The sequence below is a fragment of the Plantactinospora sonchi genome (assembly GCF_036422035.1).
Lineage (GTDB): Bacteria > Actinomycetota > Actinomycetes > Mycobacteriales > Micromonosporaceae > Plantactinospora > Plantactinospora sonchi.
On record NZ_JAZGQK010000026.1, the window covers coordinates 151,401 to 169,665 of the forward strand.

17 protein-coding genes are annotated in these 18,265 nt (G+C 71.3%); 7 read left to right on the forward strand and 10 right to left on the reverse strand.

Annotation, left to right across the window (positions count from 1 at the left end):
• Positions 1-53 precede the first annotated feature (53 nt).
• Positions 54-737 (forward strand): GNAT family N-acetyltransferase, encoded by a 684-nt coding sequence (locus V1633_RS27805; RefSeq protein WP_331217221.1) that lies wholly within the window; start codon positions 54-56, stop codon positions 735-737.
• Positions 738-773: 36 nt separating this feature from the next.
• Here the strand turns inward: V1633_RS27805 and V1633_RS27810 are convergent, their stop codons facing one another.
• A complete protein-coding gene (locus tag V1633_RS27810; protein WP_331217222.1) occupies positions 774-2,939 on the reverse strand; it encodes a prolyl oligopeptidase family serine peptidase in 2,166 nt (721 codons plus the stop codon).
• A 217-nt stretch (positions 2,940-3,156) separates the two neighbouring features.
• Between V1633_RS27810 and V1633_RS27815 the strand changes: the two genes are divergently transcribed.
• Positions 3,157-4,869, forward strand: coding sequence for a copper resistance CopC/CopD family protein (locus V1633_RS27815; protein ID WP_331217243.1), 1,713 nt, complete (start codon positions 3,157-3,159; stop codon positions 4,867-4,869).
• A gap of 56 nt (positions 4,870-4,925) precedes the next feature.
• Here V1633_RS27815 and V1633_RS27820 read toward each other — a convergent pair whose 3' ends face one another.
• The gene (locus V1633_RS27820; protein ID WP_331217223.1) at positions 4,926-5,582 is read right to left on the reverse strand and encodes a response regulator transcription factor; all 657 of its coding nucleotides are present in this window, start codon (positions 5,580-5,582) and stop codon (positions 4,926-4,928) included.
• A 5-nt stretch (positions 5,583-5,587) separates the two neighbouring features.
• Positions 5,588-6,610: a sensor histidine kinase gene (locus tag V1633_RS27825; RefSeq protein ID WP_331217224.1), complete on the reverse strand. Its 1,023-nt coding sequence runs from the start codon at positions 6,608-6,610 to the stop codon at positions 5,588-5,590.
• Between the two features lie 430 nt (positions 6,611-7,040).
• Here V1633_RS27825 and V1633_RS27830 point away from each other — a divergent pair, with 430 nt between their 5' ends.
• The 3 genes from V1633_RS27830 to V1633_RS27840 all read left to right on the forward strand — a co-directional run bounded on the left by V1633_RS27830 (position 7,041) and on the right by V1633_RS27840 (position 9,267).
• On the forward strand, positions 7,041-7,313 hold the full coding sequence (locus tag V1633_RS27830) for a hypothetical protein (protein WP_331217225.1): 273 nt from the start codon (positions 7,041-7,043) through the stop codon (positions 7,311-7,313).
• 165 nt (positions 7,314-7,478) lie between these two features.
• On the forward strand, positions 7,479-7,937 hold the full coding sequence (locus V1633_RS27835; RefSeq protein WP_331217226.1) for a CBS domain-containing protein: 459 nt from the start codon (positions 7,479-7,481) through the stop codon (positions 7,935-7,937).
• A 43-nt stretch (positions 7,938-7,980) separates the two neighbouring features.
• The gene (locus V1633_RS27840) at positions 7,981-9,267 is read left to right on the forward strand and encodes an ArsB/NhaD family transporter (RefSeq protein ID WP_331217227.1); all 1,287 of its coding nucleotides are present in this window, start codon (positions 7,981-7,983) and stop codon (positions 9,265-9,267) included.
• Between the two features lie 165 nt (positions 9,268-9,432).
• Here V1633_RS27840 and V1633_RS27845 read toward each other — a convergent pair whose 3' ends face one another.
• The 5 genes from V1633_RS27845 to V1633_RS27865 all read right to left on the reverse strand — a co-directional run bounded on the left by V1633_RS27845 (position 9,433) and on the right by V1633_RS27865 (position 14,066).
• Complete coding sequence (locus tag V1633_RS27845) at positions 9,433-10,062, reverse strand: response regulator transcription factor (RefSeq protein ID WP_331217228.1); 630 nt, start codon at positions 10,060-10,062, stop codon at positions 9,433-9,435.
• 43 nt (positions 10,063-10,105) lie between these two features.
• A complete protein-coding gene (locus tag V1633_RS27850) occupies positions 10,106-11,302 on the reverse strand; it encodes a sensor histidine kinase (protein ID WP_331217230.1) in 1,197 nt (398 codons plus the stop codon).
• Positions 11,303-11,442: 140 nt separating this feature from the next.
• A complete protein-coding gene (locus V1633_RS27855; RefSeq protein ID WP_331217231.1) occupies positions 11,443-12,219 on the reverse strand; it encodes an ABC transporter permease in 777 nt (258 codons plus the stop codon).
• Positions 12,216-13,175, reverse strand: a complete 960-nt coding sequence (locus V1633_RS27860) for an ABC transporter ATP-binding protein (protein WP_331217232.1) — start codon at positions 13,173-13,175, stop codon at positions 12,216-12,218. The genes V1633_RS27855 and V1633_RS27860 overlap by 4 nt, the downstream gene beginning before the upstream one ends.
• 132 nt (positions 13,176-13,307) lie before the next feature.
• Positions 13,308-14,066: an SDR family NAD(P)-dependent oxidoreductase gene (locus V1633_RS27865; RefSeq protein WP_331217233.1), complete on the reverse strand. Its 759-nt coding sequence runs from the start codon at positions 14,064-14,066 to the stop codon at positions 13,308-13,310.
• Between the two features lie 158 nt (positions 14,067-14,224).
• Here V1633_RS27865 and V1633_RS27870 point away from each other — a divergent pair, with 158 nt between their 5' ends.
• Positions 14,225-15,130, forward strand: a complete 906-nt coding sequence (locus tag V1633_RS27870) for an AraC family transcriptional regulator (protein ID WP_331217234.1) — start codon at positions 14,225-14,227, stop codon at positions 15,128-15,130.
• A 93-nt stretch (positions 15,131-15,223) separates the two neighbouring features.
• On the opposite strand, the gene V1633_RS27875 is transcribed toward V1633_RS27870, so the two are convergent.
• The gene (locus V1633_RS27875; RefSeq protein WP_331217235.1) at positions 15,224-15,853 is read right to left on the reverse strand and encodes an MBL fold metallo-hydrolase; all 630 of its coding nucleotides are present in this window, start codon (positions 15,851-15,853) and stop codon (positions 15,224-15,226) included.
• Entirely contained in the window at positions 15,853-16,941 is a 1,089-nt protein-coding gene (locus V1633_RS27880) for an S-(hydroxymethyl)mycothiol dehydrogenase (RefSeq protein WP_331217236.1), read from the reverse strand. Before V1633_RS27880 ends, V1633_RS27875 begins: the two co-directional genes overlap by 1 nt.
• A 555-nt stretch (positions 16,942-17,496) precedes the next feature.
• Here V1633_RS27880 and V1633_RS27885 point away from each other — a divergent pair.
• On the forward strand, positions 17,497-18,195 hold the full coding sequence (locus V1633_RS27885; protein WP_331216224.1) for a C39 family peptidase: 699 nt from the start codon (positions 17,497-17,499) through the stop codon (positions 18,193-18,195).
• The last annotated feature ends 70 nt before the right edge of the window (positions 18,196-18,265 follow it).

The following is an 18,265-nucleotide window of genomic DNA, read 5'->3' on the forward strand; positions in this document are numbered from 1 at the left end:
ACCCAGGCTCCCTCGAAGATCATCATGGGCGATCCGTTCGCTCACCTGCAAGAATGTCCGCCCGGGGCGAGCATTTCACAGGGAAGTTGATCAAGATGGTGACGATTCGCGCGATCGCCGACAGTGACCACGCCGAGCTGCGCGGGCTGTTCGGTCGTGCCTGCGCGGACGCCCCCTCCGCTGCCCTGTGGGGGCACGAGGAATCCGAAGCGGCCATCTACCTGGACCCGTACCTGAGTGCGCACCCGGGCTCGCTCTTCGTCGCCGTGGCCGACGGCGAACTGGTGGGTTACCTCGCGGGTTGCCTCGACAGCTCGACGATTCCCAGCGAGAGCAAGCGCATGGAGCAGGCCATCAGGACGCACCGGCTGGTGTTCCGGCCGAGGCCCGCGGCGTTCTTCGCCCGGGCCATGGTCGATCTCGTGGTGGCCGCGGCCCGGCGAGAGCCCACCGCCGGCGGCTTCGACGACGTCCGGTGGCCGGCGCACCTGCACATCAACATGGCGCCTACGGCACGCGGCACCGGTGCCGCCGCCGAGCTGATGGCGCGATGGTTCGACCGGCTCAGAGAGACCGGCACCCCCGGCTGCCATCTGCAGACCCTGGTCGAGAACACCCGTGCGGTGCGGTTCTTCGAACGCATGGGCTTCGTCAGGCATGGTGCGACTCCGCTGGTCCCGGGCACGCGGAAGGGTGGCCGGCGGCTCCACCAGCAGACGATGGTGTGGAATCCGTGACCCGGTGACCGGAGGGGAGGCCACCGGGCCGGCGGGTCAGCCGGCCAGGTGACGCCGGAGGAAGGTCAGCATCAGCGCCCACTTGAACGCCAACTGCGCGTTGTCGGCGGCGGCTCCGTGCCCGCCCTCGACGTTCTCGTAGTAGGAGACGTCGTGACCGTACCGGCGTAGTCGGGCCGCCATCTTCCGGGCGTGGGCGGGATGAACCCGGTCGTCGCGGGTCGAGGTGACCAGCAGGACCGGCGGATAGCGCCGGTCGGTGCGGATGTTGTGGTACGGCGAGTATTCGCGCAGGAACGCCCAGTCGGCCGGATCGTCCGGGTCGCCGTACTCGGCCATCCAGGAGGCGCCGGCCAGCAGCCGGTGGTAGCGGCGCATGTCCAGCAACGGCACCCGGGCCACCACCGCACCGAACAACTCCGGATAGCGGGTCAACATGACCCCCATCAGCAGTCCGCCGTTGCTGCCGCCCTCGATACCGAGCCGGGCCGGCACCGTGACGCCCCGCTCCACCAGGTCGGTCGCGACGGCGGCGAAGTCCTCGTACGCCCGGGGTCGGTTCTCCCGCAACGCGGCCCGGTGCCAGCGCGGGCCGTACTCGCCGCCGCCCCGGATGTTCGCCACCACGTAGCAGCCGCCCCGGGCCAGCCAGCCCCGCCCGATCACCCCGCTGTAGGCCGGGGTCCAGGAGGCTTCGAAGCCGCCGTACCCGGTCAGCAACGTCGGCCCGCCGTCGTGCCCGGGCGGGCTGACCACGAAGTACGGCACCCGGGTCCCGTCGGCGGAGCGGGCGAAGTGCTGCCGTACGTCCATGCCGGCCGCGTCGAAGAACGCCGGCTCCCGCTTCAGCGTCTCCACGGCACCGCCGACCGTGCCGTGGTGCAGCGCCGTCGGCTCCAGAAAGCCGGTGCTGGCCAGCAGGTACTCGTCGCTGTACTCCGGGTTGGTGTCGACGACCATGAGATGACGCCGCTCACCGGCGGCCTCGACGATCCGGCCGGTGTCGCCGGCCGTGCCCGCGTCGGCCGTGCCGCCGACCCCGGCGGTGTGGCTGGAACCGGCGGTGTGGCCGGCATCGCGGACCTGGTCGGTCCCGACCGCCGGCGGTGCCGTCGCCGCGTCACCACCCGGCAGCGGCACCCGCCGCCAGCCGTCCGAGGTCGGGCTGAGCACCTCGATCCGGCTCCGGACGTCGACCAGGCTGCTCAGGATCAGGTGGTTGCGCGTCCAGGCGTGACCGCTCAACGCGGTGTCCGGCGCCGGCGTGAAAACCACGGTGAGGTCCCGTTCCCCGGCGACGAACCGGTCCAGCCGGGTGACCAGCAGCGCGCCGGACGGGTACGTCCGATCGGCCACCGTCCACTCCGAGCGGAGCTGGATCAGCAGCCACTCCCGGTGCACGTCGGTCTCGGCGTCCTCCGGTACGTCGATCAGCACCAGTCCGCCGTCGGCGGTGCGGAGGAACTCCTCGCGCCGGAAGAAGTCGAGCCGACGCCCGAGGAAGTCCCGGACGAAACCGGGGGTGGGATCGTGTACCGCGTACACGGCCACGTCCTCGTCACGCCCCTGGTGCACGACGGTGGCCTCGGCCAGCGGGGTGCCCCGCCGCCAGCGTTTCACCACCCGGGGATAGCCGGAGGCGGTCAGCGAGCCCGGGCCGAAGTCGGTGCCGACGTAGATGTGATCCGCGTCGATCCAGCCGACATCGCTTTTCGCCTCCGGCAGCACAAAACCGTCGGTGACGAAGGAGCGGGTCTCCAGGTCGAACTCGCGTACCACCCGGGCGTCGGCCCCGCCCCGGGCCAGTCGGATCAGGCACCGTCGGTGCTCGGGGCGCTGTACCACCGCGCCCTGCCAGGTCCACGGTTCGCCCTCCGCCTCGGCGAGCGCGTCGACGTCGAGCAGCACCTGCCACTCCGGCTCGGCCCGGCGGTACTGCTCCAGCGTGGTCCGGCGCCACACCCCCCGGGGGTGGGCCTCGTCCTTCCAGAGGTTGTAGAGGTGTGCGCCGTCCCAGTGCACGTACGGCACCCGGTCCGCGGCGTCGAGCACCTGCCGAAGTGCGGCACGCAGCGTGCCGAAAGAGGAGTCGTCGGCGACGGCGGCGAGAGTCTCGGCGTTACGGGCCCGGACCCAGTCGGCCGCCGCCGGGCTGGACAGGTCCTCGAGCCATCGAAAATCGTCGTCGGAATTCGGAGGCACGGGCAGATTACTACCATACGGCGTCAACGATGTTACCGATCAGTCGGAGAACAGATTGAACCTTTCCGGCCAGCCGACCGAACTATCGAAGGTGGCAGCGCACCGGATCGACCGTTCCTCCGTCCGTCGGGGCGTACCCCGCTCCGGACCCGGACTGTCCCGGCCGGCCGCGCCGGCGGGCGGACCGCTGGCGGGCCTGCTGGGCGGGCTGCTGGTGATGCTGGTCGCCGGGCTGGCCGGACTGGCCGTGCTGATCGGCCCGGCGCGGCCGGCGGCGGCACACGCCGCCGTGGTCTCGACGGTGCCGCAGCAGCGGGCCGTGCTGGGCTACTCCCCCACCGAGGTCACCGTCACCTTCAGCGAGCCGGTAGCGCTGCTGCCCGGTCGGGCCCAGGTGCTCGCGCCGGACGGCAAACGAATCAACGCCGGGGAGGCGACCGTCCGAGGCGCCACGCTGCGGATCCCGGTCCGGGTCGCCGACCGTCCACTCGGGACCTACCTGGTCAGCTACCGGGTCGTCTCCGCCGACAGCCACCCCGTCGCCGGTAGCTGGACCTTCTCCGTCGGCGCCGCCTCGACGGGCCCACCGGAGCCGACCGACGCCGGGGTGCAGCCGGTCGTCCGGGTCGCCGTCCCGGTCAGCAGATACCTCGGGTACGCCGGACTGGTCCTGACCATCGGCCCGACCCTGCTGCTGGCCCGGCTCTGGCCCCGCCGGCTCAGCCGACGCGGGGCGGCCCGGCTGGTCCGGGCCGGACTCGTCCTGCTCGCCGCCGGCACCCTGACCGGGCTCTGGGTACAGGCGCCGTACACCAGCGGCGCCGGCCTGTTCGACGTCTCCACCCCCGAACTCGCCCAGGTGCTCAGCTCCGACTTCGGCCTGGCCCTGACCGCGCGACTGGCCGTCCTGCTCCTGGTCGCCGTCCTGCTCGCCCCGGTGCTACGCGGCGACAACCGGCGACGCCAGCGACCCGTGACAACGGTCGACCCGGCGCGGCAACGGCCGGTCGCACGCCTCTCCGGACGGTGGCGGGGCGCCCTGCTGCTCCTGCTCACGCTCGCCGGACTGGCCACCTGGCCGCTGTCCGGGCACGCCGCCGCCGCGCCGGTGCCGCTGGCCAGCGGGTTGGCGAACGTCGTACACCTGGCCGCCATGTCGGTCTGGCTCGGCGGCCTGGTGGTGATCTGCGGATTCCTGCTGCCGGCGGCCCCACCCCGTGTCCTGGGCGTGATCCTGCCGGTCTGGTCCCGGTGGGCGGCGCTCACCGTACTCTGGCTCGTCGTCGGCGGCGGGGTGCTGGCGCTGGTCGAGATCGGTGACCCGGGGCAGCTGACCGGCACCGGCTACGGGCGGCTGCTGCTGGCGAAACTGGGCCTGCTGGCGCTGGCGCTGACCGCCGCCGGGTACGCCCGTCGTACGGTCCAGCGGTTAGGAGGGGGCCCTTCCTATACCGAAAGCGATAAGAAGGGGCCCTTCCTTACCGGGGTACGGCGGGCGGTCGCGGTGGAGGTGGTGCTCGGGCTGGTGGTGCTCGGGATCAGCGCCGTGCTGGTGCAGACCACCCCGGCCCGCAACGCCGCGATCGAGGCGACCGCGGCGGCCTCGGAGGGGTTCGCCCAGACCCTCAACTCCCCGCTCTACACGCTGCAGTTCGACATCTACCCGGTGCAGCTCGGCGAGGCCAACACCGTGCACGCGTACGTCTACACCCCGGACGGCACCCCGTTGCCGGTGGTGGAGTGGACGGTGAGCACCGCGTTGCCCGAGCGGGGCATCGAGCCGACCGAAGCGCCGATGCTCGGCGTCACCCCGCACCACGCGGTCGGCGCGTTGAGCTTTCCGGTCCCCGGCGACTGGGAACTGCGGTTCACCGTCCGGCTCTCCGAGGTCGACCAGGCGACGGTGCGGACCGTCGTACCGGTGCGCTGACCCCGGCCGGTTCCAGGGCTCGACCAGGCCGGTTCCAGGACTCGACCAGACCGGTTTCAGGGCTCGACCAGGCCGGCCCGGATGGCGTACCGGGTGAGGTCTATCCGGTCCCGCATGCCGAGCTTCTGCAGGATGTTGGCCCGGTGCCGGTCGACCGTCTTCACGCTGATCACCAGCGCCTCGGCGATCTCCTTCGCCGAGTTCCCCTCGGCGATCAGCTTGATGATCTCCTCTTCGCGCGGGGTCAGGATGCTCTCCGGCAGCCGCTCCCCCTGCCGGTCCCGGTGCAGGTAGTCGCGGATCAGCGCGGTGACCGCCCCCGGATAGAGGAACGGCTCGCCACGCATCGCGGCGCGGCACGCCTCCAGCAGGTCGCGGTCGGCGACGGACTTGAGCACGTACCCGGAGGCGCCGGCCCGCAGCGACTCGAAGAAGTACTGCTCGTTGTCGTGCATCGAGAGAATCAGGATGCGGATCCCGGGCGCGCGGCGGGAGATCTCCCGGGCCGCCTGGAGGCCGGTCATCCGGGGCATCGCGATGTCGAGGATGGCCAGGTCGACGTCGGGCTGCTTGGCCGCCTCCACCGCCTCCGCACCGTCGGCGGCCTCGGCCACCACCGTCAGGTCGGGCTCCGCGTCCAGGATCAGCCGGAGCCCCCGGCGGACCAGCGCGTGGTCGTCCGCCAGCAGAATTCGGGTCTTGGCCGTAGACACCGGGGTCAACTCCTCTCGGCCGGGACCGGCACGACCAGTCGTACGTCGGTACCCCGTCCGGGGACCGCGTCGATCCGCAGCCGTGCGCCGACGAGCAACGCCCGTTCCCGCATGCCGCGGATCCCGGCCCCCTCCTCGCGTACCTCACCTCGACCGTCGTCCGCGACCCGCAGCAGCACGTTGTTCTCCTCGGTCTGCAGCGACAGCTCGACCCGGCCGGCCCGGGCGACGTTGGTGAGGCTCTCCTGGGCGATCCGGTAGATCACCAGTTCCATCTCGGCGCTCAGCGGCGGCAGGTCCGGCTTGAGCTTCCGGGCCACCGGCACTCCGCTGACCTGGGAGAACTCGGTCGCCAACGCGGTCAGGGCGCTGAGCAGGCCAAGATCTTCCAGGACGTCGGGGCGGAGTCGGCGGGCGACCCGGCCCACGTCGTTCAGGCTGGACCGGAGCGTCTCCTGTACGGCGTGCAACTCCTCGCGCTGCTCCTCGGGCGCCCGGTCCACCGCCCGTTTCAGCCCGAGCAGGACCACGGTGAGGCTCTGCCCGATCTCGTCGTGCAACTCCCGGGCGATCCGCTGCCGCTCGCCCTCCTGGGCCGCGAGGGTGTGCGCGCTGCTCGCACTGCGTTCGGCCTCCAACCGGTCCAGCATCGCGTTGAAGGTCTCGATCAGGTCGTGGAGGTCGCCGTTGCCGCTGTCCGGCAGCCGGTCGCCGCCGCGCAGCAGGTCCACCCGACGCATCAGGGTGGTGAGCGCGTCGAGCGGAGCCAGACTCGCCCGCAACAGCAGGGCGTTCACCGCGATGATCAATGCCAGGCCGACGGTCAGCACCGGTATCTCGGTGAGCAGCACCGGTGAGGAGACCGTCACCGGAGAGAGCGCGAGGACCAGCGTGCCGACGGTGAAGACCAGCCCGTTGAGGAGCAGCAACCGCCGGAACAGCGCCCTCGCCGGCGGCCGGGGCAGCGCCCGCCAGGGGCCGGTGTCCCGGCGCTCCGGCGGAGCGACCCGGTCGGCGGTGTTGGTCATGCTGCCAGCTTCGCCGTAACGCGGCGGGTTTGTCCATCTGGTCTGACCCCCAACCGGGAGCCCGCACCCCCACGCTGAGCAGCGAAATTTACATGTTCCACCCCGGCTCGAATGGGTGCTGCGCCCGATGGTCGGCGGCGCCGGAATCTCGGAGTCTTGGGACCTGGCCCGGGAACGGAACCGGACATCGGTGGCGACCCCGGGTCGGGAACGGAACCGGACATTGGTGGCGACCCCGGGTCGGGAACGGTCCGGGCGGAGGCCACCGCCCACGGACACCAACGCCGGAACCGGGTCGGGGCCGGCGGGGCCAGCGGACGGGCTGGCCCCGCCCCGACCTCCTCCGTCAGCCCCGTCCGGTTCCGTCAACCCACCCGGGTTCCGTCAGCCCCACCCGGGCTCGTCACGCCCCCAACCCGAGCGAGGAACAGTGGATATCACCCGGACCACCGTCCCCGGCGTCGGCATCGTGCATCACCTTCTGACCCGGAGCGGACAACGCTTCGGCGTACTGGTGGACAGCGCCGGTCAGCGGTCGCTGCTGTGTTACGGCCCCGGCGATCCCGACGTACCGGCCGAGCGCATCGCGCTGGCGCACGACGAGGCCGACCAGTTGGCCGAGATCCTGCACAGCAGCCCGGTGGCCGACCGGCTGGCCAACCTCGAACGGCGGCTCTCCGAGCTGCTCGGCGAACCCGCGTGATGGGGCGTACGCGAGGGCCCGGGGTGGTCGGATCCGGCATCGGAAGGACCGCCTGTTCACCACTGACGGAAATCCCGGCGCCGGGAGAGGTGACCGGCGTCCGGTCGTGGTCGAATCGATCGAGAGCACTGGCTGAGACTGGGCCCTGCGCCAGGGGAAGGTGTCATGCAAGCAGGACAGATCGCCGTGGACGTCCCGACGGTGACCGTTCAGGATTCCGTGGCGAGGGCACTGCGCCTGATGGCGCTCAGCCGGCTGCCCGGGTTGATCGTGGTGGACGGGCGGGGTCGGCCCCGTACCGTCCTGCCCGGCACCCAGGTGCTCCGGCTGGCGGTGCCCGGCAGCTACCAGGAGGACGCGGCGCTGGCCCGGACCATCGACGAGGCACACGCGGACCTCTTCTGGGAGGAGCTGGGCAGCCTGACCGTCGGCGACTGTCTGGTCCGGGAGATGGCCCGACCGGCCAGCGTCGGACTGGACGCGACGCTGCTGGAGGTGGCCGCCCTGATGGCCCGGCAGCGCAGCCCGCTGGTGGCGGTGGTCGACGGTACCGGAGGGTTGTTCGGGGCGATCACCCTCGAGCGGCTGCTCGGCAAGCTCGCCCTGCTCGCCCCGGACGTCTGACTCCACCGGGGCGCGTCCCGGCGGCTCCGGCGGGGTGGGCCCGATGAGCTTCATCATCGCGCTCGCCATCTTCGTCGTGGCGTTCTTCTTCATCGCCACCGAGAAGGTGGACAAGGTCAGGGTGGTGCTGATCGCCGCCGGCCTGATGCTGGTGCTCGGGCTGGCGCCCGGTGCCGAGGTGTTCTTCTCCGAACACGAGGGGATCGACTGGCGGGTCATCTTCCTGCTGCTCGGCATGATGATCATCGTTGGCATCATCAAACAGACCGGGGTCTTCGACTACCTGGCGATCTGGGCCGCCAAGAGGTCGTCCGGCAAGCCGTACCGGCTGATGGTGATGCTGATGGTGATCACCGCCGTCGCCTCGCCGTTCCTCGACAACGTCACCACCATCATGCTGGTCGCCCCGGTCACCGTGGTGGTCTGCAACCGGCTGCACATCCCGGCCCAGCCGTACCTGATCGCCGAGGTGCTGGCCAGCAACATCGGTGGCGCGGCGACGCTGATCGGCGACCCGCCGAACATCATCATCGGGGCACGGGCCGGGCTGACCTTCACCGACTTCCTGGTGCACATGGCACCGGTCGTCGTGGTGATCTTCGTGCTCTTCGTGCTCCTCACCCGGGTGCTGTTCCGCAAGTCGTTCCGGTACAACCCGGAGCACGTCGCCGAGGTGATGTCGCTGCAGGAGCGGCGGGCGATCACCGACGTACGGCTGCTGGTCCGCTGCCTGATCGTGCTCGGCCTGGTCGTGATCGGGTTCGGGCTGCACGCCGTACTGCACATCGACCCGTCGGTGATCGCCATGGTCGGCGCCGGGGTGATGCTGCTGGTCTCCAAACTGGACGTCGCGGACGTACTGGAGGAGGTGGAGTGGCCGACCCTGGTCTTCTTCATGGGGCTGTTCGTGATGGTCGGCGGGCTGGTGCACACCGGTGTCATCGGCGCGATCGGCAGCTGGGCGATCGACGTGTTCGGCGACAACTTCTTCGCGGCGGCCACCTCGTTGATCTTCGGCTCGGCGGTCCTCGGTGCCTTCTTCGACAACATCCCGTACGTCGCGACGATGGCGCCGGTCGTCGAGGGGCTGGTCGCGCAGGCACCCGACCCGCAGACCGGCCAGGCGCTCTGGTGGGCCTTCGCCCTCGGGGCGGACTTCGGCGGCAACGGCACCGCGGTCGCGGCCAGCGCCAACGTGGTGGCCATCGGCATCGCGGCCCGTACCGGGCACCGGATCTCGTTCTGGCAGTTCACCCGGTACGGCATCGTCGTCACGATCCTGAGCTGCCTGATCGCCTGGTTGTACGTCTGGCTCCGTTACTTCCTCTGACCGCTGCCCTCCCCGGATCCGTCGCGGTCGCGGACACCCGGGCCGGGCGCGGTTCGCGTCCGGCCCGGTCCGGGGTGGAACGGCCGGGCCGGTCGAGGTGAGTCGGCCTGCCCGGCCTCCGGAGGTACGGGTGCGGCACGGCCTCCGGGCGCGGGGCGCCGGGGGTCAGCCGGGGTCGCCGAGGAGCCAACCACGATCCTCGGCGATCCGGACCGCCTCGGCCCGGGTCCGCGCCCCGGTCTTGCCGATCGCGGCGGAGAGATGGTTGCGGACCGTCCCCTCGGACAGGTGCAGCCGGCGGGCCAGGTCGGCCGCGGTGCCGCCGGCCCGGGCCGCCCGGAGCACCTCGGTCTCCCGGTCGGTCAGCGGACTCTCACCACTGGCCAGGGTCTCCGCCGCCAGGGTCGGGTCGACCACCCGCAGCCCGGCGTGCACCCGCCGGACCGCGTCGGCGAGTTGCCGGGCCGGGGTGTCCTTGACGACAAAGCCACCCGCGCCGGCCTCCATCGCCAGGCGCAGGTAACCGGGGCGGCCGAAGGTGGTGACCACCAGCACCCGGCACCCGGGCAACTCGGCCCGGAGCAGGGCGGTGGCGGCGATCCCGTCCAGGCCCGGCATCTCGACGTCGAGCAGTGCGACGTCGGGTCGGGCACGGCGGGCCGCCGCCAGTACCTCGTCACCCCGCCCCACCTCGGCGACCACGGTCAGGTCCGGCTCCAACGAGAGGAGCGCGGCCAACGCGCCCCGGACCAGTGCCTGGTCGTCGGCGAGCAGCAGCCGGATCGGCTCGGTCACGACAACGCCCCCCGGAAACGCCGCACCAGCCACCTCGACCCCGTCACGACACCGACTCCCGGAAGCTCAGCACCAGCCGGAAACCGTCGCCGTTGGCGCCCCGGCCGACGACCACCCGGGCACCCGCCTGCTCAGCCCGTTCCCGGAGCCCGAGCAGCCCGTGTCCGGCACCGCCGTCCGACTCCGCCGCCGGGCCCCGACCGTCGTCGCGCACCTCGATCTCGTCCGGACGTACCCGGACGACGCAGCGTCGGGCGCAACTGTGTCGTACCACGTTGGTCACCCCTTCCCGGACCGCCCAGGCGAAGAGTTCCCCCCGTCCGGGCGGGAGCGTGGGAACGGTGTCCGGCAGTTCGGCCTCGATGCCCGCGGCCCGCAGCGCCGTCCGGGCGCTGGCCAACTCGGTGGCGAGGGTGATCTCACGGTACGCCCCGACGGTGGACCGCACGTCGGCGAGTGCCTGCCGGGCCAGCCGTTCCAGGTCCGCGACCTCGGCACCAGCCCGGGCCGGGTCGACCTCGAGCAGCCGACCGGCCAGTTCCGCCTTGACCGTGATGACGGTCAGCGAGTGGCCGAGGATGTCGTGCAGGTCCCGGGCGGTCCGGGCACGTTCCTCGGCGACCGCCAGCCGGCGGATCTCCTGTTGGGCGTCAACCAGCCGGATCTGCCGGTCCACCAGGCGGCTGAAGCCGAAGACGGCGACCCCGGCGAGCAGTACCGCGAGCGCCACCCCGGACTCCGGTTCCCAGGCCGGGACGAAGTGCGGCGCGATCACCGGCACCGTGGCCAGCACGGCGACCAGGACCAGCGCCACCCTGGTCGGCAACAGCAGCGTCGCCGCGGCCGAGAGGTAGACCAGGGTGACCAGCCAGTCGCCGCCCGCCGCCGGGATGGTCAGGGTGCCGACGAGGAACAGCCCGGCCAGTGCCAGCGCCGCCCGGGCCGGCGGGATGCGGTCCCGTCGCCACACCGCCTGGCGGACCCAGCCGAACAGGGCCACGTAGCCGGCGCCGAAAACGGCGATCGCGGCGAATCCGAGGTCCCGCGCGGGCCCGTGCGGATGCTGCCAGACGGTGCCGAGTGGCTGCCCCAGGTAGATGAGCCACACCACGGCGACCAGCCAGCCGAGCCGTCCCCGACCGCGGCCGACACCGAGGCTGCCCCGGAAGTCGGTGTCAGGTCCGGGGCGACCCGGACCGGGTCCGGTACCGGTCGCGCCGCTGGCCCCCTGCTCGGTCACACCGGCCACGCTATCCGCGCGGTCCCGGCCGGCAGACCGGATCGGTGTCCGGGTGGCCCCGGTCACCGACGTGTCCGGCCGGTCGGCTGGCCCCGTGCCCAGCCGACGACCGAACGGGTCCGGGTTCCCGCTGCCGGCGGTCATACCCGGGTGGTGTCCCGGCGGAAGAGCCGGCTGGCACCGAAGCCGAAGGCGGCGGTCCAGAGCACCAGGTTGAGTACCGCGCCGGCACTGACCCCGTCACCGGTCAGCGGGGCCCGGGCCAGTTCGCCCACCCCGTACACCGGGGTGAATTTGGCGATCTCCTGCATGACGTGCGGCAGCACCTCCAGCGGCACGAAGAGACCGCCGAACATCGCCAGGATGGCCAGGATCGGCCCGAGGAACTGCATCACGTTCTCGGCCGGGGCGAGGTAGCCGACGAAGAGGCCGAAGGCGGCGAAGACCAGCGAACCGAGCCAGGCGGCCAGGCCGGCGAGCAGCCAGACGTGGGCGGGCATCCGTACCCCGGAGGCGGCGCCGACGACAAACTCGACCAGTACCGCGAGCAGGCCGAGTGCCATCGCGGTGAGGACCTTGGTGGCGACGTACGCGGCGGGCCGGAGCGGCGTCAGCCGGAGTTGCCGGCTCCACCCCTGGGCGCGTTCCACCGCGACCATGCCGCCACCGCTGGTGGTGGCGACCATGGCGCCGTAGACCGCGAGGCTGATCATGATGTAGCCGGTGACCTGGGCGCCGTTGTCCAGCGTCTGTCCCTTGTTCGGCAGGCCGAAGAGCAGGAAGAAGACCGCCGGCATGATCAGGATGAAGACGAGGGTACGGCGGTTGCGCAGCACCCGGCGGATCTCCATGATCAGATTCGCGGTGTTGAACCCGCCGAGCGGCGGACGTCGCCGGTTGATCGCGGTCGTGGTCATCGGACGCTCCCCTGCAGGCCGTGGCGGTTGGTGTCGGTCCGGGCGGCCGTGCCGGCGCCCTCGGTCGCGGTGTCGGTGGTGAGGGCCAGGAAGGCGTCCTCAAGGTTGCGGGCGGTGATCTCCAGATCCCGTGCCGCCGTCTGGTTCAGCAGGTACCGGGCCACCACGTCGGAGTCGCCGGCCTGCACCAGCACGCTGTCCCCGCGTACCTCGACCGATTCCACGCCCGGCAGCCCGGCCAGCGCCATCTGGTCGGCACCGGGCAGGGTGGCCCGGACCAGCCGACCCGAGGCCAGGTTCTTGACCTCGGCGGTGGTGCCGTCGGCGACGATCCGCCCCTGCCGGATCAGCACGATCCGGTCGGCGTACGCGTCGGCCTCCTCCAGATAGTGGGTGGCGAACAGGACGGTACGGCCGTCCCGGGCGTCCCGCCGGATCGCGGTCCAGAAGTCCCGGCGTCCCTCGACGTCCATCCCGGTCGTCGGCTCGTCCAGCACCATCAGGTCCGGGTCGGGCAGCAGCGCCATCGCGAAACGCAGCCGCTGCTGCTGGCCGCCGGAGCACTTGCCCACCCGACGCCCGGCGATGTCGGTGATGCCCGCCCGGTCGAGTACCTCGGCGACCGGGCGGGCGTGCGGATAGAAGTTGGCGGTCATCTGCACCGTCTCGGCGACGGTCATGTCCTTCAGCAGGCCGCCGGTTTGCATCACGGCGGCGATCTGGCCGAGCGCCACCGCGTCGGCGGGCGCCTGGCCGAAGACCCGTACGCTGCCGGCGGTCGGCCGGGCGAGCCCGAGCAGCATGTCGACGGTGGTGGTCTTGCCCGCGCCGTTCGGGCCGAGGAAGGCCACCACCTCGCCGGGTTCGATGCGCAGGCTCAGTCCGTCGACGGCGGTCACCGCGCCGTACCGCTTGATCAGTCCGGTCAGTTCGACCGCGGGTGTACTTGTCGGCATACCCGCAATGCTGCGGGCCGGCGGGCCGCCCCGACCGGCTCGCGCGTCACGTCCTGACCATGACAATTGTCAGTGATGATCTTCCGCCGGCCCGCGGCCCGCCGTTGCCTGGCGGCCCCGGCCCGCGGTCGCCTAGAGGTTGTAGCCGCCGGAGACCTCGATGTTCTGCGCGGTGATCCAGCGGCTCTCCTCGCCGAGCAGCGTTGCGATCACCATGCCGATGTCGTCGGATTCGCCGACCCGGCCGAGGGCCGTCTTCGCGGCGAGAGCGGGAATCACCTCGGGGTGGCGGGCGAAGGCGTCACCGGCGATACGGGTACGGGTGGAGCCGGGAGAGACCGAGTTGACCCGGATGCCGCGCGGGCTGAGTTCCTTGGCCAGGTAGCGGGTCAGCACCACCAGACCGCCCTTCAACGAGCCGTACGCGGAGTAGCCGGCTTCCATCCCGGAGAGCAGCGCCGCGTTGCTGGTTACGTTGACGACGGCGCCGCCGTCGGCCAGCAGCGGCAGCAGCGTCTGGGTCAGGAAGTACGGGCCCCTGAGCAGGATCCGGGTGAACCTGTCGAAGAGTTCCTCGGTGGTCTCCTCGAACATCGCCATCTGGCCGAACCCGGCGTTGTTGACCAGAGAGTCGAAGGAGTCCCGCTGCCACGTGTCGCGCAGGGCCGTGACGACGGACTCCCGGAAGGCCGGGAAGGTCTCGCTCCGGCCGACGTCCAGCGGCAGCGCGACGGCCGTGCCGCCCACCTTCTCGATGTGTGCCACGGTGTCCAGTGCTCCGGCCTGGTTGCTGCTGTAGGTCAGGATCACCCCGGCCCCACGCCTGGCGATCTGGATGGCTGCGCTCTGCCCGATGCCGGAGCTGGCGCCGGTGACGATGACGACCCGCATGACCCGCCCACCTGTTCAATCGTGGAGCAGCTGCCTGCCCCTGGGATCTGTTCCTCCCATCAAACTGCTGCGAGCGGGGCAAACGATAGAACGATGCTCCCTACTGCTTGCCTGATCCTATCTTTGTGGCGAGCATCGTTTGATGCTTCAATGGCCGCATGGCCCTTGACGAACTGCGTGCGTTGCTCGCCCGGCACGCCCGGCCCGACGGCACCACCGCCATCGACGGTGTCCTCGCCTCGAAGGTCGAGCAGCCGTACCCGCCGTCGCCGTCGATGTCCGGCACGGTGCTGGCGCTCATCGCGCAGGGCGCGAAACGCCTCGCGCTGGGCGACCGCGTCTACGAGTACCGCGCCGGGCAGTACCTCATCGCGTCGGTCGACCTGCCGGTCACCGGCCACTTCATCGAGGCCAGCCCCAGCCGGCCGGCGCTCGGGTTCGGCCTGACCCTGCATCCGGCCACCGTCGCGGAACTGCTGCTGCAGGCCGCTCCCGGAGACATCCCGTCCGGCAGCGGCGGCGCACCGTCCAGCATGGCGGTCAGCGACGCGCCCGACGAACTGGTCGACGCGGTGATCCGGCTGCTGCGCCTGCTCGACCAGCCCCGGCACATCGCCGTACTCGCACCGCTGATCAAACGGGAGATCCTCTGGCGGCTCATCACCGGCGAGCAGGGCGCCGTCGTACGCCAGCTCGGTCTCGCCGACAGCAACCTCAGCCACGTCGCCCGCGCGGTCCGGTGGATCCGCGACCACTACACGCAGTCCTTCCGGGTGGAGGACGTGGCACAGCTGTCCGGGATGAGCGTCTCCGCCTTCTACCGCAACTTCCAGGCGGTCACCGCGATGAGCCCGATCCAGTTTCAGAAGCAGATCCGGCTGCAGGAGGCCCGGCTCCTGCTCGCCACCCACCCGAACGACGTCACCGGCGTCGGCATCCGGGTCGGCTACGACAGCCCCTCACAGTTCAGCCGCGAGTACCGCCGCCAGTTCGGCGCGCCTCCCAGCCAGGACGCCGTCCGGCTCCGCGCCGCCACGCCCCGCGCCGCGTCGACCCTGCCGTGACGGCACGGCCCGAACCACGGGCCGTGCCGTCAGCAGGTCGTCGCGTCGTCCCGGTCCGGGTAGGCGGCCACCCGGCCACCTGAACACCGGCGCTCAGTGCCCGCGGGCCAGCCATTCATCCAGGTGGGGTGCCTCGGCGCCGATCGTGGTGTCCGCGCCGTGCCCGGTGTGCACCACCGTCTCGCTCGGCAGGCTCAACAGCCGGTCCCGGATCGACCCGACGATGGTGCCGAAGTCGCTGAACGACCGGCCGGTGGCACCCGGTCCCCCCTGGAAGAGGGTGTCACCGGTGAAGACCGCGCCGAGTTCGGTGACGTGGAAGGAACAGGCACCGGGGCTGTGCCCGGGAGTGTGCAGCACCCGCAGCACCGTCCCGGCAACGTCGATCAACTGCCCGTCGCGCAGCTCGCCACCGGGCGCGGTGTCCGGATGCACCATGTCCCAGAGCACCCGGTCCGCCGGGTGCAGCAGCACCTCGGCCCCGGTCGCCCTGGCCAGTTCCGGCGCCACCCGTACGTGGTCGTCGTGCGCGTGTGTCGCCAGGATCGCGCGTACCCGCCGGCCGCCGACCAGTCCGACGATGGTGTCGACGTCGTGCGGCGCGTCGATGATGACGCACTCGGTGTCGTCGCCGACCACCCAGACGTTGTTGTCGACGTCGAAGGTCTGGCCGTCGAGGGAGAAGGTGCCCGAGGTGACCCCGTGGTCGATCCGGGCCGCCATCAGAAGATCACCACAGAGCGCAGCACGTCCCCGTGGTGCATCTTGCCGAACGCGTCCTCGACCTGGTCGAGGTTGATCTCCTCGCTGACGAAGGCGTCGAGGTCGAGTCGGCCCTGCAGGTAGAGCGAGGTCAGCATCGGGAAGTCCCGGCTCGGCAGGCAGTCGCCGTACCAGCTGGACTTGAGGGCACCGCCGCGACCGAAGACGTCGATCAGCGGCAGGTCCGGGATCTTCATCTCCGGCGTCGGCACCCCGACGAGGACCACGGTGCCGGCGAGGTCGCGGGCGTAGAAGGCCTGCTTCCAGGTCTCCGGCCGGCCGACCGCCTCGATCACCACGTCGGCGCCGAAACCGCCGGTGAGTTCCCGGATCGCCTCCACCGGGTCGGTTTCCCGGGCGTTGACCGTGTGGGTGGCGCCGAAGCCCCTGGCCCACTCCAGCTTCCGGGGGTCGGTGTCGACGGCGATGATCGTGGTCGCCCCGGCCAGCGCCGCACCCGCGACCGCGCCGTCACCGACCCCACCGCAGCCGATGACCGCGACCGAGTCGCCCCGGGTCACCCCGCCGGTGTTCACCGCCGCGCCGAGCCCCGCCATCACCCCGCAGCCGAGCAGTCCGACCGCGGCCGGCCGGGCCGCCGGGTCCACCTTGGTGCACTGTCCGGCGTGGACGAGCGTCTTCTCCACGAAGGCGCCGATACCGAGCGCCGGGGAGAGTTCGGTGCCGTCGGCCAGGGTCATCTTCTGCTTCGCGTTGTGGGTGGCGAAGCAGTACCACGGCTTGCCCTTCCGGCAGGCCCGGCAGTTGCCGCAGACCGCCCGCCAGTTGAGTACCACGAAGTCGCCGGGCTCGACGTCGGTGACCCCCGCGCCGACCTGCTCCACGACGCCGGCCGCCTCGTGGCCGAGCAGGAACGGGAAGTCGTCGTTGATGCCTCCCTCGCGGTAGTGCAGATCCGTGTGGCAGACGCCGCACGCCTGCACCCGTACCACCGCCTCACCCGGGCCCGGGTCCGGCACGACAACGGTGGTCACCTCGACCGGCGCGCCCTTGGCCCTGGCGACAACCCCGCGCACTTCCTGGCTCACGCTGCCTCCTCAAGATCCGGGATCAAGATCCGTCGTAGCTTGTCACGGTCGTCCGGGCCGACGTCCGGGCCACGCCGACGTAGGGCTCGGCACCGGGACACCCTCCGACCGGTCCGTGCCCGGTCGTGACCGATCCGTCGAAAGCGCACCAGGAAATCCCGCCGACCACAACTCCCGTTCTGTCCGGCGGAACGCTGCTCCCCGGATCCGGTGGCCCGGTCGGGGGTTCGGGTCGGGGAACATCCGCGGGCGGGTCGCGGTTGTATCCCCCGTACGACCGCAGCAGCGGGCGACATCACCGGCCTGTCCCGGCGTTTGTGGCCGGATGGGTGTGGTGTCCGGTTTCCGGGTCGTGATCGACTCGGCCGGGTGGGCGGATCCGTGGAATGCCCACCACCCGCCGACGGTTGTATCCCCGGTACGACCGCAGCAGCGGGACAGCCCCTCCGGTTTCCCCACCGAGAGCAGGGCATCCTCTTCTCTCCCGTTTTCGACCCACGCTCCCTGTCGGGGGTGTTCGGGTCTTTCATCCCCGGAAAATGGAAGGCGACCATCATGACTTTCGTCAACCGGTGGCTACCGGCCATCACCGAAACCCCGATCCGTAAGACCGCGCTCGGCATCGCCGGACTCGCCGTCGTCGGCGGCGCGATCGCCGGCCCCGCCGTCACCATGGGCACCCCGGCACCGTCGATGGACATGACCCCCACCGCCGTGACCCAGCAGATCGGCGACCTGGACAAGGGTCAACCGTCGAAGGTCCTCGACGTGAACTACGAACCGCAGTCGACGTACTTCTACTGCGCCCCGGCCGCGACCCGGATCGCACTGTCCGCGCAGGGACACACCCCCAGCCAGGACGACGTGGCCCGACAGCTGGGCACCACCGAGGCCGGCACCAACTCGGCCGAGGACACCACCCGCGTGCTCAACAACGCCGGCGGCAAGGACTACCACACCGTCGCCATCCCGGACGAGACCGCCAAGCCCGCCGAGATGGACCGACTCCAGGTCGACGTCGTACACGCCATCGACAACAACCGGCCGGTCGTGGCCAACATCAAGGGCACCGCGGTCGACACCGACGGCATGGCCCACTCCTACGAGGGCGGGCACTACCTGACCGTCGTCGGCTACGACGACCACGGCCGCAAGGTCAAGATCGCCGACCCGGCCGAGCCGAACCACAGCGAGTACTGGATGAGCACCATCAACCTCGCCAACTGGGCCGCCGAACGCGGCTACTCCGCCTGACCGACAAACCCGCACCACCACAAACGGGCCGGCTCCCCACCACGGGGAGCCGGCCCGTTCCGTCGTACCG